General features: G+C 45.3%; 15 protein-coding genes and 1 rRNA gene. 6 read left to right on the top strand and 10 right to left on the bottom strand.

What is annotated here, in order from left to right; genetic code table 11:
• The 4 genes from AC50YO_RS16445 to gyrA form a co-directional block, all read right to left on the bottom strand.
• Positions 1–210, bottom strand: a 16S ribosomal RNA gene (locus AC50YO_RS16445); the annotation flags it as partial.
• 427 nt (positions 211–637) lie between these two features.
• Positions 638–1,717 carry an HD-GYP domain-containing protein gene (locus AC50YO_RS16440; RefSeq protein WP_494848694.1) on the bottom strand — a complete coding sequence of 360 codons (1,080 nt, stop codon included), beginning with the start codon at positions 1,715–1,717 and terminating at the stop codon, positions 638–640.
• Positions 1,705–1,809, bottom strand: a complete 105-nt coding sequence (locus tag AC50YO_RS16435) for a hypothetical protein (RefSeq protein ID WP_494848693.1) — start codon at positions 1,807–1,809, stop codon at positions 1,705–1,707. Before AC50YO_RS16435 ends, AC50YO_RS16440 begins: the two co-directional genes overlap by 13 nt.
• Positions 1,760–4,279, bottom strand: a complete 2,520-nt coding sequence (gene gyrA, locus AC50YO_RS16430) for a DNA gyrase subunit A (protein WP_494848692.1) — start codon at positions 4,277–4,279, stop codon at positions 1,760–1,762. The genes AC50YO_RS16435 and gyrA overlap by 50 nt, the downstream gene beginning before the upstream one ends.
• Before the next feature lie 270 nt (positions 4,280–4,549).
• Between gyrA and AC50YO_RS16425 the strand changes: the two genes are divergently transcribed.
• On the top strand, positions 4,550–5,311 hold the full coding sequence (locus tag AC50YO_RS16425) for a YheC/YheD family protein (RefSeq protein WP_494848690.1): 762 nt from the start codon (positions 4,550–4,552) through the stop codon (positions 5,309–5,311).
• Positions 5,312–5,347: 36 nt separating this feature from the next.
• On the opposite strand, the gene gyrB is transcribed toward AC50YO_RS16425, so the two are convergent.
• The 6 genes from gyrB to dnaA all read right to left on the bottom strand — a co-directional run bounded on the left by gyrB (position 5,348) and on the right by dnaA (position 11,750).
• Positions 5,348–7,255, bottom strand: coding sequence for a DNA topoisomerase (ATP-hydrolyzing) subunit B (gene gyrB / locus AC50YO_RS16420; protein WP_494848688.1), 1,908 nt, complete (start codon positions 7,253–7,255; stop codon positions 5,348–5,350).
• Positions 7,256–7,306: 51 nt separating this feature from the next.
• Positions 7,307–7,558 (bottom strand): extracellular matrix regulator RemB, encoded by a 252-nt coding sequence (gene remB / locus AC50YO_RS16415; protein ID WP_494848686.1) that lies wholly within the window; start codon positions 7,556–7,558, stop codon positions 7,307–7,309.
• Between the two features lie 29 nt (positions 7,559–7,587).
• Positions 7,588–8,697, bottom strand: coding sequence for a DNA replication/repair protein RecF (gene recF / locus AC50YO_RS16410; RefSeq protein ID WP_494848684.1), 1,110 nt, complete (start codon positions 8,695–8,697; stop codon positions 7,588–7,590).
• A 30-nt stretch (positions 8,698–8,727) separates the two neighbouring features.
• The gene (gene yaaA, locus AC50YO_RS16405; RefSeq protein ID WP_494848682.1) at positions 8,728–8,943 is read right to left on the bottom strand and encodes a S4 domain-containing protein YaaA; all 216 of its coding nucleotides are present in this window, start codon (positions 8,941–8,943) and stop codon (positions 8,728–8,730) included.
• A 43-nt stretch (positions 8,944–8,986) separates the two neighbouring features.
• Positions 8,987–10,129 carry a DNA polymerase III subunit beta gene (gene dnaN / locus AC50YO_RS16400; protein ID WP_494848680.1) on the bottom strand — a complete coding sequence of 381 codons (1,143 nt, stop codon included), beginning with the start codon at positions 10,127–10,129 and terminating at the stop codon, positions 8,987–8,989.
• A gap of 268 nt (positions 10,130–10,397) precedes the next feature.
• Positions 10,398–11,750 carry a chromosomal replication initiator protein DnaA gene (gene dnaA / locus AC50YO_RS16395; RefSeq protein WP_494848678.1) on the bottom strand — a complete coding sequence of 451 codons (1,353 nt, stop codon included), beginning with the start codon at positions 11,748–11,750 and terminating at the stop codon, positions 10,398–10,400.
• A gap of 536 nt (positions 11,751–12,286) precedes the next feature.
• On the opposite strand from dnaA, the gene rpmH reads away from it, so the two are divergent.
• The 5 genes from rpmH (at position 12,287) to mnmE (ending at position 15,847) form a co-directional block, all read left to right on the top strand.
• A complete protein-coding gene (gene rpmH / locus AC50YO_RS16390; protein ID WP_387753828.1) occupies positions 12,287–12,421 on the top strand; it encodes a 50S ribosomal protein L34 in 135 nt (44 codons plus the stop codon).
• A 100-nt stretch (positions 12,422–12,521) separates the two neighbouring features.
• A complete protein-coding gene (gene rnpA / locus AC50YO_RS16385; protein WP_494848676.1) occupies positions 12,522–12,878 on the top strand; it encodes a ribonuclease P protein component in 357 nt (118 codons plus the stop codon).
• 150 nt (positions 12,879–13,028) lie between these two features.
• Entirely contained in the window at positions 13,029–13,754 is a 726-nt protein-coding gene (locus AC50YO_RS16380) for a YidC/Oxa1 family membrane protein insertase (RefSeq protein WP_494848722.1), read from the top strand.
• Positions 13,751–14,383 carry an RNA-binding cell elongation regulator Jag/EloR gene (gene jag / locus AC50YO_RS16375; RefSeq protein ID WP_494848674.1) on the top strand — a complete coding sequence of 211 codons (633 nt, stop codon included), beginning with the start codon at positions 13,751–13,753 and terminating at the stop codon, positions 14,381–14,383. Before AC50YO_RS16380 ends, jag begins: the two co-directional genes overlap by 4 nt.
• An 84-nt stretch (positions 14,384–14,467) precedes the next feature.
• Entirely contained in the window at positions 14,468–15,847 is a 1,380-nt protein-coding gene (gene mnmE, locus AC50YO_RS16370; RefSeq protein ID WP_494848673.1) for a tRNA uridine-5-carboxymethylaminomethyl(34) synthesis GTPase MnmE, read from the top strand.
• The last annotated feature ends 56 nt before the right edge of the window (positions 15,848–15,903 follow it).

Genomic DNA, 15,903 nt, shown 5'->3' with positions numbered 1-15,903 from the left:
CCCAACTCGATCATGCGACCAAGTTGTGTATCCGGTATTAGCATCCGTTTCCGAATGTTATCCCAGTCTTACGGGCAGGTTACCCACGTGTTACTCACCCGTCCGCCGCTAAGTTCATTGAAAGCAAGCTTTCAATGAACTCCGCTCGACTTGCATGTATTAGGCACGCCGCCAGCGTTCGTCCTGAGCCAGGATCAAACTCTCCATTTAAGAGTTTTCACAATCAACCGAAGTTGATATGAAAATCTCGATGTGTTTTGATTGCTCATAAACATTTTTATTGCTTCTCCATCAATCCGAGGATCAATGGGGCAGTTTCGCTCGTTGTTCAGTTTTCAAAGAACAATTACTTTTTCGTGTCGTTCGCTTGTCTCTCTCAGCGGCGACTTATATAATATATCACGGGTGCCTATACCATTGCAAGTACTTTTTTTAAGTTTTTTAAAATTCTTTTATAAACCTTGCTGCAACAGGGTTTTCAAGCTTTTTCGTATTCGTAATTCATGATCAATGGGTCATATTCATTATATATTATGCGATACCTTATTCATTCTCTGTACAGATACCCTAATAAAAAGCCACCAAGAACGGAATAGCTCCTCTTAGAAGGTACTATCGTTCTTGATGGCTCTAATCGTTATCTCATTACTTCTTTAATATGAAGTTGACGATCCAGCGTCAAGTTAATAATAGATCCGTTGACCGAAACCCATGGCCTAGTAGGATGGACAGAATCCGAGAATACAATCTCGCCAATCTGCTCATTATTAAGCTTCACAATTGTACCATTATGGAATTGAGTTACCCTCTCTACAAACTGGCGTACATAGGAGGGCTCAAGCTTCCCGAATGCATCGCTTTGAATCTGTTCCAGAACCAGATAAGGCGATACAGCCTTGCGATAAGACTTGTTCAACGTCATCGCATGAAAGATATCAGCGATTGCGACTATTTTGGCATAGGGATGAATTCTTGATGTGTCAATTCCAAGAGGATATCCGCTGCCATCCACACGCTCATGATGCTGCAGTGCAGATAGCTTTACGCCTTCATTCAGTCCGGGCACACTCTTGAGCAGCTGATAGCCAAGTACAGTATGGCGCTTCATCTCCGTAAACTCATCTGCGGTAAGAGCAGATGGTTTCAATAAGATAGAACGGTCTACCTTTATGTTGCCGATATCATGGAGAAGTCCTGCAAGAGCTACTTGCATCCAATCCTTCTGAGGCAACCCAATCCACTGTGCAATCAAGTACGAGGTGAGAGCGACGGACACGCTATTATGAAGATAATATTCTTCTTCAAAAAAGTAACGCGGCACAAAGGTCAGTACATTATAAGTCTTCACATGCTGAAGCAAATTTTCGAGTTGGACCCGAATATCCATAATTGGCATAGCATTACCGGTTCCAAAGTTGCTCAAGGTTTGCTTCAACAATGTCACCATGACATCGTATTCGTCATGAAGTGGAGAGAATGACTGAACTTGTTTGGCATCTTGTTTCGATTCCGGCTGTTGTGCATCATCTTTTCCTTTTGAAGTCATTCCAACCGGGGTATCTACTACAACGGTCTGCACCTGGAAAGCTTGCATAATCTCAAGCTCACGCGTATTGACAATCTTTCCTTTGTTGAACAACACGCCGCCAAGTGGAGTTAGAACATCTTCACCGATCTTGGCACCTAACTTCACCTGCGATAAAGTCACTGTTCCCACAACGGTCCGCTCCCCTGTACTTGATCTAATTTGCTGGGCTGCTTATTCGTTGGATTCGTTGGAATCTGAATTTGGCTCAGGATTGTTATCAACCTCTTCATCCCATTCCGTCTCGTCCGCTTCATCCAATTCATCTTCACTACGGGCAACCCGAGTTACCGTAGCCACTGTATCATCATCACGCGTATTAATTAATTTAACGCCTTGCGTATTGCGTCCCATGGTCGAGATGCCTTCCATGCTCATTCGAATCATTGTACCGAATGACGTCATAATCATTAGGTCCTCATCGTTGAGAACAACCTTCAAGCTGACGATTGGTCCATTCTTATCCGTAACGTTAAGAGTCTTAATCCCTTTACCGCCACGATTCTGAATACGGTACTCGCTCATTGGTGTACGTTTACCGTAGCCTTTGGAAGTAACAATAAGCACGTCATTGTCATTCACAACTACGTCCATATCAATAACCAGATCATCATCATCAAGCTGGATGCCTTTGACACCTGTTGCAGACCGGCCCATGGAGCGAACGTCTTGCTCCGAGAAGCGAATCGACATTCCCTGAGCTGTACCCATTACAATCTCCTGATTGCCATCGGTAAGCTTAACCCCAATCAAATCATCATCTTCACGTAGGGAGATGGCGATTAGTCCGACCTTGCGGATATTTACGTAATCGTCCAGAGGTGTTTTCTTCACAACGCCTTGGCGAGTAGCGAAGAATAGATAACGATCAGGGTCGAAATCCTGTACCGGGATAACGGCATTAATCGTTTCACCTTGTTCGATCTGGATTAAGTTAATAATAGGTGTACCACGAGCTGTCCGGCTCAAATCCGGAATCTCGTAAGCTTTCAGCTTATACACCTTGCCTTTGTTTGTGAAGAACAGAAGGTAATGATGCGTATTGGATACAAATAGATGCTCGACAAAGTCATGCTCTTTGGTATCCATGCCGACAACACCCTTGCCGCCGCGCTTCTGACTGCGATAGGTCGTAACCGGAAGGCGCTTGATGTAGCCGCTATGCGTAACGGAGATGATAACATCTTCGCGAGGAATAAGATCTTCATCGAGAATCTCTTCATCGCTCATCGTAATCTCTGTACGGCGTTCGTCTCCGAAGCGCTCCTTCAGCTCATTAAGCTCTTCGCTAATGATATTTAGGACAAGCTGCTCATCTGCAAGAATGGCTTGATATTCAGCAATCTTCTTCATCAGCTCCGTATACTCAGCTTCGATCTTATCGCGTTCCAGACCAGTCAGACGCTGTAAGCGCATGTCCAGAATAGCTTGAGCCTGCTCATGAGTTAATGAGAAGCGAGTAATCAAGCCTTCTCTAGCAATATCGGCCGTTTGTGAGGAACGGATTAATGCAATGACTTCATCCAGATGATCCAGTGCAATCCGTAATCCTTCGAGAATATGAGCACGGGCTTGCGCCTTCTTAAGATCGTATTCTGTACGACGACGAATAACTTCTATTTGGTGCTGCAGGTAATAATACAGCATATCGCGCAAATTAAGTGTCTTCGGCTCGCCATTCACGAGTGCCAGCATATTGATGCCGAAGTTAGTCTGCATTTGCGTTTGTTTATATAGATTGTTCAACACGACGCTAGGATTGACGTCACGGCGAAGCTCGATCACGACGCGCATACCTGTACGGTCTGATTCATCGCGAAGATCCGTAATGCCTTCAATTCTTTTTTCTCTAACGAGTTCTGCAATTTTCTCTACAAGACGTGCTTTAATGACTTGATAGGGAAGCTCATGCACAATAATACGAGCTTTGCCGCCATTCTCCTCAATAATCGCACGAGCACGCATCGTCACGGAGCCCCGGCCGGTCAAATAAGCCTGGCGAATGCCGTTGCGTCCCATTACGAATCCTGCAGTAGGGAAATCAGGTCCCTTTACATAATCAATTAGTTCCAGAGGTGTTATATCAGGATTGCTGATTAGTGCCTGAACGCCATCTATAACTTCACATAAGTTATGCGGAGGAATATTGGTAGCCATACCGACCGCTATACCCGTTACCCCGTTAACGAGCAGATTGGGAAAACGTGAGGGCATTACGACAGGTTCTTTCTCTTCGCCGTCATAGTTCGGGATATAATCGACAGTTTCCTTGTTAAGGTCACGAAGCATCTCCATAGCGATCTTGGATAGACGTGCCTCCGTATACCTCATTGCTGCAGCCATATCACCGTCTATCGAACCGAAGTTGCCGTGACCATCTACGAGCATATAACGCATGGAGAAATCCTGTGCCATACGTACCATTGCCTCATAAACAGATGAGTCTCCGTGCGGGTGGTACTTACCGATTACTTCGCCTACGATTCTCGCAGACTTCTTATGCGGCTTGTCCGACGACATACCAAGCTCCGACATCGCATACAAAATACGGCGATGCACCGGCTTAAGGCCATCCCTCACATCGGGCAGTGCGCGGCTTACGATAATACTCATCGCATAATCCATAAAGGATTCACGCATCTCCGTACCGATATCACGGTCTTTTAATTGCGAATTCTGTTGTTCTTCCGCCATGTTTTACCTCCCTGACGTCCATCTATCTGCTTGCCATTAAATCACGATTGCTATTATATTACTTTCTCAAAAAAGCCGCTGCTAAACCCCTGTAGTCTGCTTTATCACAAAATCGCTGTAAAAATAGGTGAATAGCCGTTTTCCATACGGTTTCTATCATCATAAAATAAACAGACCCAACTTTTATTATACCACTCATTCCAAAGTCTGTCTCCTGCTCGATTAGAAAGCACGACTATTGATAAGCACTTTATGAAAGGGGAAACAGCCTTGTCCATTCAACGTGTTACAAGCAAATGGGCGAAAACGAATGTCCTGCTTAAATCAAGCTATTTGCGCGATTATATTCCCTCCACGAGGATGTTCTCCCGCGAAGTTCTCAGAGCCATGCTGCAGGACCATCATATGGTTTATGTCAAACCTACTAATGGCACCTATGGCAACGGTGTAATACGAGTAGAACGCTACGCAACCCCCGGTAAAGGATATAAGTATCAGCTCAATACAACGATAAGAGCCTTCCCTACCTTCGAACAGCTTTATCAAAGCCTTCAACGACGCAAGCACAGCAAACGGTATATCGTTCAAAAAGGGATCTATTTGCTGCGGCATCAGAAAAGAAGGTTTGATATTCGCGTTATGGTACAGAAAAACACAAGGAATGAATGGGAAGCAACCGGCATAATCGGTCGTCTCTCGCATCCAGCCAAAATTGTAACGAACTATCATAGTGGCGGAACGCCAATGGCATTCGAGCGTCTTATGTCAGGCCATCTATCTGCTGCTGAACAGACGGTTTATAAAAGCAAGCTCAATAAGCTAAGCCTTGCTATCGCCCATCAGCTCCAGCAGGCTTATCCCGGCATTAAAGAATTAGGGATCGACATTGCCATTGATACGAAGATGAAGCCCTGGATTCTTGAGGTCAATACTTGCCCTGATCCGTTTATTTTCAGAAAGCTCAAGGACAGCTCTATCTTCCACAAAATATATCGGTATGCCGTCCATTATGGTCGTTATAAAAAGAAATAGCCGTCCTTAAGGACGGCTTTTCTTCTCTTGCTATGATTACACGTCCAAGTTTCTAACATCCTTGGCATATTGGTGGATAAATTCACGGCGGGGCTCTACATTGTCACCCATCAATGCATCGAAGATAATATCAGCTTCGATAGCATCATCAATGGTAACCTGCAGCATGGAGCGGCTCTCTGGGTCCATAGTTGTCTCCCATAGCTGAGTTGCGTTCATCTCGCCAAGACCTTTATAGCGTTGAACGTTAACCTTCACGCCTTCTCCGAATTCTGCAATGATAGCATCGCGTTCCTTCTCCGACTGTGCATACCGAATCACTTTGTTGCGCTCGACCTTGAAGAGCGGCGGCTGTGCAATATAGATATAGCCAGCTTCAATGATTTTGCGCATGTAGCGGAAGAAGAACGTTAGCAGCAGCGTACGAATATGTGCTCCATCGACGTCAGCATCGGTCATGATAATAACCTTATGATAACGTGCCTTGGACAAATCGAAGTCATCGCTTATGCCAGTGCCAAGCGCCGTAATAATCGCACGAATTTCAGCGTTGCCTAGAATACGGTCCAGTCTAGCTCTTTCCACGTTCAATATTTTACCGCGAAGCGGCAATATGGCTTGGAAATGACGATCCCGCCCTTGCTTAGCCGATCCGCCTGCCGAGTCACCTTCGACGATATACAGTTCGCTGATTGCGGCATCCTTGGAGGAACAGTCAGCCAGCTTACCAGGAAGGGAACTTACTTCAAGTGCGCTCTTGCGGCGAGTCAGCTCGCGTGCTTTGCGGGCAGCCTCTCTCGCTCTTGCAGCTTGAAGGCCTTTCTCAATGATCTTCCTCGATACGGAAGGGTTCTCATCCAGAAACTCTTGAAGCTTCTCGGCAAAGAACGATTCCACGATTCCCCGCACTTCACTATTGCCAAGCTTCGTCTTCGTTTGGCCTTCGAATTGGGGCTCTGGGATTTTAACCGAAATAATCGCCGTTAGACCTTCACGAACATCGTCACCGGAGAAATTCGAATCGTTATCCTTAATCATATTCGATTTACGGGCATAATCATTGATAATCCGCGTCAACGCACTCTTGAAGCCGGATTCATGCGTACCGCCCTCATGTGTATTAATATTATTCGCAAAGGAATGGATGTTCTCGCTGTAGCCGTCATTGTACTGTAGAGCCACTTCAACCTGTATATGGTCTTTGGAACCCTCTACATAGATTGGCATTTCGTGCAGCGCTTCTTTATTGCGATTCAAATGCTTAACGAATTCGATAATACCGCCATCGTATTTGTAAGTATTTGAAGTTCCTGTACGCTCATCCGTTAATTCAATTTCAAGACCTTTATTCAAAAACGCCAGCTCACGGATACGCGATTGAAGCGTCTCGTATTCGTAGACAATCGTCTCTGTGAATATCTCTGTATCCGGCTTAAAGTGAACGATCGTGCCCGTCTCAGTCGTCTCGCCGACAATCTTGATATCATACTGCGGTGCGCCGCGGCGATATTCTTGTTGGTAGACATTTCCTTCGCGCTTAACCGTTACGACAACCTGCTCAGAAAGAGCATTAACCACGGATACACCAACACCGTGCAAGCCGCCTGATACTTTATAGCCCTCGCCGCCGAACTTACCGCCTGCATGCAAGACAGTCATAACGACTTCCAAAGTCGACTTCTTCAGCTTAGCGTTTTCCCCTACCGGAATGCCGCGGCCATTATCGATTACAGTAACACTGTTATCTTCATGAACGATAACTACAATTTTGGTGCAATAGCCGCCAAGTGCTTCGTCAATACTATTATCGACAACTTCCCAGACCAGATGGTGAAGACCTTTGCTGCTTGTGGAGCCAATATACATACCGGGACGTTTGCGTACTGCCTCCAAACCTTCCAAGACCTGTATCTGACTCTCGTCGTAGGTATTCTGCTGATTCAAACTGCTCACTGCTCCTCTCAACTGCTCTTCCTGTTCGGTTTGACTGCTTCGTCAGCCAATCGCCACAAAATGATGGGCTCTTTTTTTCAATGTGGAGGATGAAATCGGAGAATAATAGATTTTCTGCTTGGTTACGACGATCGACTTGGGCTCTTCCTCGCCTATTGTCTCTACGTCCTTACGTTTCTGGGCTCCAGCTACGAATTGCTTGGATAGCTTGGAGGATTGCTCTATGGATATATCGAAAATAGCGACCAATTCGGCCGCCCGGATAATTTTCTCGCCGCCCAAATGAATATACATGTCTCCCCGCCTCCCCTAAAATGAGCCGATCAGCGCGTCACTCGGCCCTCCTGCACGTGGTATATACCAGCGTCTTGCAGCTTGCTAATATTGACGCTCTCAAGACCGGTTGTCGTAATAAAGGTCTGTACTTTGCTCTGAAACGTCTCGATTAGCTGCGTCTGACGATGCTGGTCAAGCTCCGATAAGACATCGTCAAGAAGCAGCAAGGGATATTCCCCGATTTCTTCGCGTATCAGCTCAATCTCAGCTAGCTTGAGTGACAAGGCGGTCGTGCGCTGCTGACCTTGGGAACCGTATATGGACGCTTCTTTGCCGTTAATAAAGAAAGCCAGGTCGTCGCGATGCGGTCCGACAAGCGACATCCCTCTCCGAATCTCCTGATCTTTCACTTGTGATAACTTTATCATAAATTGCTCAAATAAAACAGTTTCATCTTCGGAGTCCCCTCCGTCAAAGGAAGGACGGTACTCAATAGTGAGCTGTTCCCCGCCTGCTGTTATACCAGAATGAATCTGTTCAGCCCATCGTTGTAATTTATGTATAAAGTGTTTCCTTTTTTTTATAATTTTAACACTATGCTCTGCCAGCTGTGCGTTCCATACCTCCAGCATCGTCTGCTGCATGGGTCCTGGGGTAGCCGTCTTCAAGTAATTGTTGCGCTGCACCAGGACTTTTCCGAACTGCTGAAGGGTATGCAAATAGCCGGGTTGTACTTGACCGATTTCCATATCAAGAAACCGTCTCCGCACCCCCGGCGTTCCTTTTACAATCTCCAGATCCTCTGGAGCAAACATAACAACATTGAGCGATCCGATGAAGTTGCTTAGCTTCCGCTGCTCTAATCCATTGATCTTCGCTTTCTTGCCCTGCGAGGAGAACAGAAGGTCAAGCTTAACCTTTCCGTAGCGCTTCTCGACTTCCCCTTGAATGTGGGCTGAATCGGCCTCCCAGCCGATCAGCTCCTTATCCTTGGAGGTACGATGCGATTTGGTCAAAGCAAGAGCAAATATAGCTTCCAGCAAATTAGTTTTTCCCTGGGCGTTCGGACCAACGAATAGATTCACTTGATTGTCTGTCTTGAGCTCAAGCTGTCCGTAGTTGCGATAATTGTTCAAATGGATGCTGTTCAAAAACACGTTCGCTCGTCCTCCCGGTCTGCTATGGCCTTAAGAACCGGTTACCGTAAAGACGCCGCAGCCCTCTACTTCAACGCGATCTCCGACATACAGCTTCCTGCCGCGCCGGTTATCCGCTTCCCCGTTAATCTTGACTTCATTCTCTTGCAGAAAAAATTTGGCGTGTCCACCTGTGGATATACAGTCTGATAGCTTCAGAAACTGTCCTAGTGCAATATACTCCGTTCGAATAGCCACTTCTTTCATTCTTCGTCACCTGCCTTTCCTGATCAATAAGGTTAGTGCTCTCTTAGGCTGTTGTCCGATAAGGCAGAATCACATACATGTTGTAAGCATGGTCAGTAGGACGAATAACAATTGGACTCATCGCTCCTGTGAAGCCAATGAAGATGTGCTCGCTATCAATAACTTTTAATACATCAAGCATATATTTGGAGTTGAAGGCGATACGCAAGGGATCGCCATTGAATTCTTTGGGCTCAAGCTGCTCGGTTACCCGTCCAAGCTCTGTGGAGCTGGAGGAAATTTCGATTGTGCCGTCATCCATCGTTGTAAGACGGACGATGTTCGTTTTTTCTTCTCTGGACATCAGATAAGCCCGATCAATAGCATCTGTCAGCTTTTTAGTATCCAGTACGAGCTCTGTCTTGTATACCTGCGGAATAATTTTGGAAGTATCCGGGTAAGTTCCATCAAGCATTCTTGTGTAGAACAATACATTGCCGATTTTAAAGAGCACTTGATTATCAGCAACGACGATATCAACCAAGCCATTTTGTTCAGGCACAAGCTTAGACAGCTCGCCTAATGTTTTGGCGGCAATGATCACATTGCTGAATCCATAATCGGCATCTGTCTCAGCATGAGCGATACGGCTTGCCAACCGATGGCGGTCTGTTGCAATGAATTTCAATTGTTTATCTTGAAGGCTCCACAATACGCCAGTAAGTACATTGGTCTGCTCATTCGTTGATGCAGCAAGAACAGTCTGACGAATCATTGCTTTTAGAAGATCGCCAGGCATTTGGAACATTTCATTCTGGTCAATGGAAGGCAACACTGGGAATTCCTCAGGATCAAGTCCAACCATTTGGATATCTGATGATCCAGAACGTATCGAGGTTTGGAATTGATTGCTCACTTCGATCTCCACATTGTCGGAAGGAAGCTTTTTGACGATTTCCACAAAAAATTTCGCAGGAAGAACGACGCTTCCCGGTTTATCCACATGTGCAATAAATAAATTATCACGTTCTACCGGGATGAAGCTCTGAATAGATATATCAGTATCACTTGCAGTTAGAGTGACTCCTTGATGTGTCACTTCGATTTTGATGCCGCCTAATATAGGAATTGTCGGACGAGCAGAGGTAGCTTTTGCAACTTGTTGTATCGCATCGTTTAATTCATTTTTGGAAATGGTTAATTTCATTGTGTCACTCCTAAATTCCTAAGGGATGGATGGTTTGAATTTCGGCGTAGCCGGGATCTCGTTTTGAGCCTGATTTGGATGATGAATTATTTAAAAATATTAGTAGTCGTAGTAGTAGGCGCCCTGAATATGTGGATAAGTCGGTTTAACACGGATAAAGCAAGCCTATCCACATGTGTATAGCTTGTGCATAGGCTTGCTTAGTTGTTCCTATAGAAGTTGATAACTTTTGGCCCCATTTGGATGCCTATTCTTACATAGCTTGCGCTTAAGTGTGATTTTTAATTTTATCGGTCAAGTTTTGCAAGATTTTGTATAAGTCTTGGTCCACTTTCAGCTGCTTGGAAATTTTCTCATGAGCATGAATAACGGTCGTATGGTCACGTCCCCCGAAAGCTTCGCCAATCTTAGGCAAAGAATAATCCGTCAGCTCCCGCGAGAGATACATAGCGATCTGTCTCGGATAGGCTACCGCCTTCGTACGCTTGCGAGCTTTGAATTCCTCGAGCCGCAGGCCGTAGAACTCGCCAACCTTCATCTGAATATCGTTCATTGTAATCATCTTAGGGCGGCTGGATGGAATGATATCCTTGAGCGCCTCAGCTGCCAGATGGGTCGAAATATCCTGATTGATTAAGGAAGAATAGGCTACAACGCGTATTAAAGCCCCTTCTAGCTCGCGAATATTCGTGTCGATCTGATTAGCAATGTACACCATAGCTTCATTGGGGATGTCAAGGTTCTCGGCTTTGGCTTTCTTGCGAAGAATCGCGATCCTGGTCTCTAGATCAGGTGCTTGAATATCGGTAATCAGACCCCATTCGAAGCGGGAACGAAGCCGTTCTTCCAGCGTCGGGATTTCTTTTGGCGTGCGGTCACTGGAAATGACGATTTGCTTCCGTTCTTCATGCAGGGCATTGAAGGTATGGAAGAATTCCTCCTGCGTACCGTCTTTGCCGGCCAGAAACTGAATATCATCAATGAGCAGCACGTCAATATTGCGATATTTGTTGCGGAAGCTCTCGCCTCGGTTGTCGCGAATGGCATTGATGAATTCATTCGTAAATTTCTCGGAAGAAATGTACATGATCTTGGTGCTCGGATTATGGTCCATGATGTAATGGCCAATCGCGTGCATCAAGTGTGTTTTGCCAAGACCTACGCCTCCATATAGAAAAAGGGGATTATAAGCTTTAGCGGGTGCTTCGGCTACAGCAAGTGAAGCCGCATGGGCGAATCGGTTATTAGCCCCGATTACAAAGGTGTCGAACGTATATTTCGGATTCAGCATATGGGAATGCGTTTCTTCCTGAACGACGGGAGCTTCCATCACTCTAGGTGGGATAGTCGCTACTGGCTCAGCAGCTTTAGCCTCTTCAATCGAAAAACGGACGTCGACCTGTCTGCCCAAATACTCAAACAAGGTAGTTCGGATTAGCTTTGTATAACGGCCTTCCAGCCATTCAGCGGCAAATGTTGTCGGTGCCGTAACTTCAAGCAGTGTGTCATCCACAAAAGAAGCTTTTGTCGCTTTGAACCAAGTATCAAAACTCGGCTTGCTTAGCTTCGTCTGGATGATTGACAACACTTGCTGCCATAAATCATAGGTATGGCTGTCCACAGACGTCACTCCTTATCAAAATCGCCGAATCGGCGCAATTAAGCCAGTCTTGTCGAATTAATGGAATTTATAACGAAATACATCCACAATATGCAGAATATCAAGAGTATGAGTTATAAATAGGGGATTAGTTTGTTCACAATGTTATCCACAGCCTGTTAATAACATTGTGGGTTGATTAGAGCTATACACACAGAAAACATAATAATCATAGCAAAAGATCCCTTCTATTTCAACGAATTGTGAGATTTTATCCACATATTCAACTGCTTGTGCATAAAAGTTATCTACACCACTACATATTGTTTATATCTTGTTACCAGTTCGACAAAGTTCGTGCTCGTCCCTCAAATTTTATACACATGTTATTAATTGTTTGTGGATCACTCGATTAGAGTCATTTATCCACATTATTTGGTGGATGTCTGTTTTATTGACTTTTGGAGGTCAACATGGTTTAATTGAAAAAGCGTATTTTAAAATCAAAAGGGCGATATTATTGTCGTTCATGCTCGAGGTACTGGAGGTGCAGATCAATGAGACCTACATTTAAACCGAATGTAAGCAAACGTGCGAAAGTGCATGGCTTCCGCAAACGGATGAGCTCGAAAAACGGACGTAAAGTTTTGGCAGCGCGTCGTCAAAGAGGAAGAAAAGTTCTTAGCGCATAAGCAGAAGACCACGTCGGGTGGTCTTTTTTTTTGCCTTAATGGCGATACTGAGGGTTAGCTCCTTCATCTATTTTCTAAGAAAGAACGGTGAGCCTTAGTCGTGCAAAGAAAATTGCGTCTTCGAAACCGTGCGGATTTCAACCGGATCTATCGGGCGGGCAAATCATTCGCAAATGGTCAGTTTGTCGTCTATTGGTCGAGGCAGCCAGTGGCGGAACCATTCCGTCTTGGAGTATCGGCGAGCAAGAAGATTGGCAATGCAGTCGTCCGTAATCGAATGAGGCGCGTTATTAAGGAAATAGTCCGATTAAATGGCGCAAAAATTACACCTCACATCGACTTTATTCTAATAGTAAGGAAACCTGCAGTAGCTATGGAGACCAAACAGTTGGAAAAGAGCATTTTTCATGTGCTCCGAAAGGCTGGTTTATTGAAAAAAGAAGAGCGTTTCCATTGATTGCAGGTAAGAGATTGACTGTTGTTTCTTTGTCCTATAAATTATGGTATAGTTGAAACGAAACTGTAGCGTTTGAATGGTTCGTAGAGAGGAGATTACACGTTGTTTCGGATTAACCGCAAATGGCTGCTCGTACTAGGATTGGTGGCAATGATGGTGATGCTCACTGCTTGTGGCACACCCATGGATCAGACAACTAGCACCGAGCAATTAAAAGAGGGTAACTTTTGGCAAAAGAACGTCGTCTATTACTTCGCGATTACGCTTGATACGTTCGCCGATTGGTTCGGCGGCTCATATGGTCTAGCCATTCTATTGATTACGATAATCGTTAGGACAGCTATTTTGCCATTGACACTTAAGCAGTATCGAAGCTCCAAGGCGATGCAAGCTATTCAGCCGCAAATGGCTGAGATCAAGAAAAAACATAAAGATAATCCGCAGAAGCAGCAAGAAGAGACAATGAAGCTGTTTCAACAGCATCAGGTTAATCCAATGGCGGGTTGCTTGCCGTTACTCGTACAGATGCCGGTCTTTATCGCGCTGTATAATGCGATTTATATGAATCCAGAGGTTCGCACCCACACGTTCTTGTGGCTGGAGCTTGGCTCGAAGGATCCGTATTATATACTGCCGATCATCGCAGCTGCAACAACTTACATCCAGTCCAAAATGATGCAAAAGCAGCAAACGCAAGTAATGCCAGGTATGGGTATGATGCTGGCCATCTTCCCAGTGTTGATTTTCGTAATGGCAATCAACTTCCCAGCGGCACTTCCGTTGTACTGGATCTTTAGTAATATCTACACAATCGTTCAAAACTACTTCCTGTACGTGCGTTCATCTGACAAGGGTAAGGGGGCCCTCGCAAAATGAAAAAACTCGTTGCATCAGGGAAAACGATAGAAGAGGCTGTAGGAAATGGTTTGTCACAATGGAATGTAACCAAGGATCGCGTTAAGGTGTCGGTATTGGAGCAGCCTTCTAAAGGACTGTTCGGATTGATCGGTGTTAAAGCAGCGAAAGTAGAACTGGAGCTAATTCCTGATCCAACTGGAGAAGCAGAGCAATTTCTTCGTGAAGTGGCAAGTACGATGGGACTTCAAGTTACTGTCGAACGGAAACAAACGAGAGAAGGTACTCATCTATCCTTATCGGGTGGAGGGGATCTCGGCATGCTGATCGGACGCCGCGGGCAAACGCTCGATGCGTTGCAGTACTTGGTTAACATTGTTGCAAATCGTTATTCCGATAGTCATCTGCGTATCGTGCTTGATGCAGAGGATTTTCGCGAGAGGCGTCGCAAAACGCTGGAGGAATTATCAGAACGCTTAGCGGGAAGAGTGATTCGTACGAGGAAAGAAGTCGTACTAGAGCCTATGACTCCCCATGAGCGTAAAGTCATTCACTCCCAATTGCAAAACCACCCTAGAGTAAAAACATATAGCAAAGGTGATGAGCCGAACCGTCGTGTGGTCATCACTATGAGAGAGAAGCAGGTGTAAGGCTTGCTACAAGATAAGACTCTGATTCGCAGCAATGGCTCCCAAAGTCATTGCTGTTTTTCCATTTGAGAGGTGCTGACAACGGTGGTACAAGATACGATAGCAGCTATTTCGACGGCAATCGGCGAAGGCGGCATTGCCATCATACGCATAAGCGGGCCGAATGCAATCGAGGGAACAGCGAGAATATTCCAATCGCGCACAAGTCTTCTGGATGCAGCAACACATACGGTGCATTATGGTCATATTGTAGCTCCTGATACAGGAGAACAGGTTGAAGAGGTCATTGTGACTCTGATGAGAGGGCCTCGTTCCTTCACAGCTGAGGATGTAGTCGAGATCAATGCCCATGGCGGAGTAGTGGCCGTTAAGAAGGTACTTGATGTTGTTCTGATGCAGGAGGGTATGCGGATTGCTGAGCCTGGCGAATTCACCAAGCGGGCTTTTTTGAATGGTCGAATTGACTTGATGCAGGCTGAGGCCGTTATTGATCTTATTCGCTCCAAATCAGATCGTGCCTTCTCGATTGCGCGCAAGCAAGCAGAAGGTACATTATCGAAGCGGATCAAGGCATTGCGTCAGACCGTTATTGAATTATTGGCGCATATTGAAGTGAACATTGATTATCCGGAGCATGACGTAGAAGAGATGACAAGCGCTTATATTCGTGAGCAAAGCGGCAAGGCGCTTGAAGAAATAGGAAGGCTGCTAAAAACAGCGAATGAAGGTAAAATATTAAGAGAAGGTATTATGACGGCGATCGTTGGCCGGCCCAATGTTGGCAAATCATCGCTGCTTAATGTATTAGCGCAAGAGAATAAGGCGATCGTAACAGATATTCCGGGTACGACGAGGGATATTATCGAAGAATATGTAACCTTGAACAACATTCCACTAAGATTGCTGGATACGGCAGGCATTCGTGAAACGAATGACATCGTGGAGAAGCTTGGGGTAGAACGATCCCATACTGCGTTGGAAGAAGCAGATTTGATCCTGTTCGTTCTGAACTATAACGAGCCGCTGCATGAAGATGATCGTGCATTGCTCGAAAAAATAGCTGATCGGCAAATTATTGTGATTATCAATAAAACAGATTTACCTCAAAAGCTTGATATGGACGAAATCGAGCAGAAATTCGCAGCTGATGCTATTGTTAAGATGTCTGTACTGGAAGAAGAGGGACTGGACCGGCTAGAGAAGGCAATTAGCAAAATGTTCTTTGAAGGCCAATTGGATTCTGGCGATCTAACCTATGTCAGCAATGTTCGGCATATTTCTTTGCTTAAGAGTGCGGAGCGTTCACTTTTGGATGGCATTGAAGCTTCGGACGCAGGCATTCCAATTGATTTGATTCAAATTGATGTACGCTCGGCGTGGGAATCGTTAGGTGAAATCATTGGTGATGAAGTTGGCGATTCATTAATAGATCAAATTTTTTCGCAATTCTGTTTGGGCAAGTAGGAGAAGGGGCTTCAGCATCAGCAATATGGCTGAGGATCGTCTCCTGCCCTAGATTA

It is taken from the genome of Paenibacillus sp. J22P59 (assembly GCF_059383895.1).
Note: the sequence above shows the minus strand (reverse complement) of the source record. Positions and strands in the feature narration are given on the sequence as shown.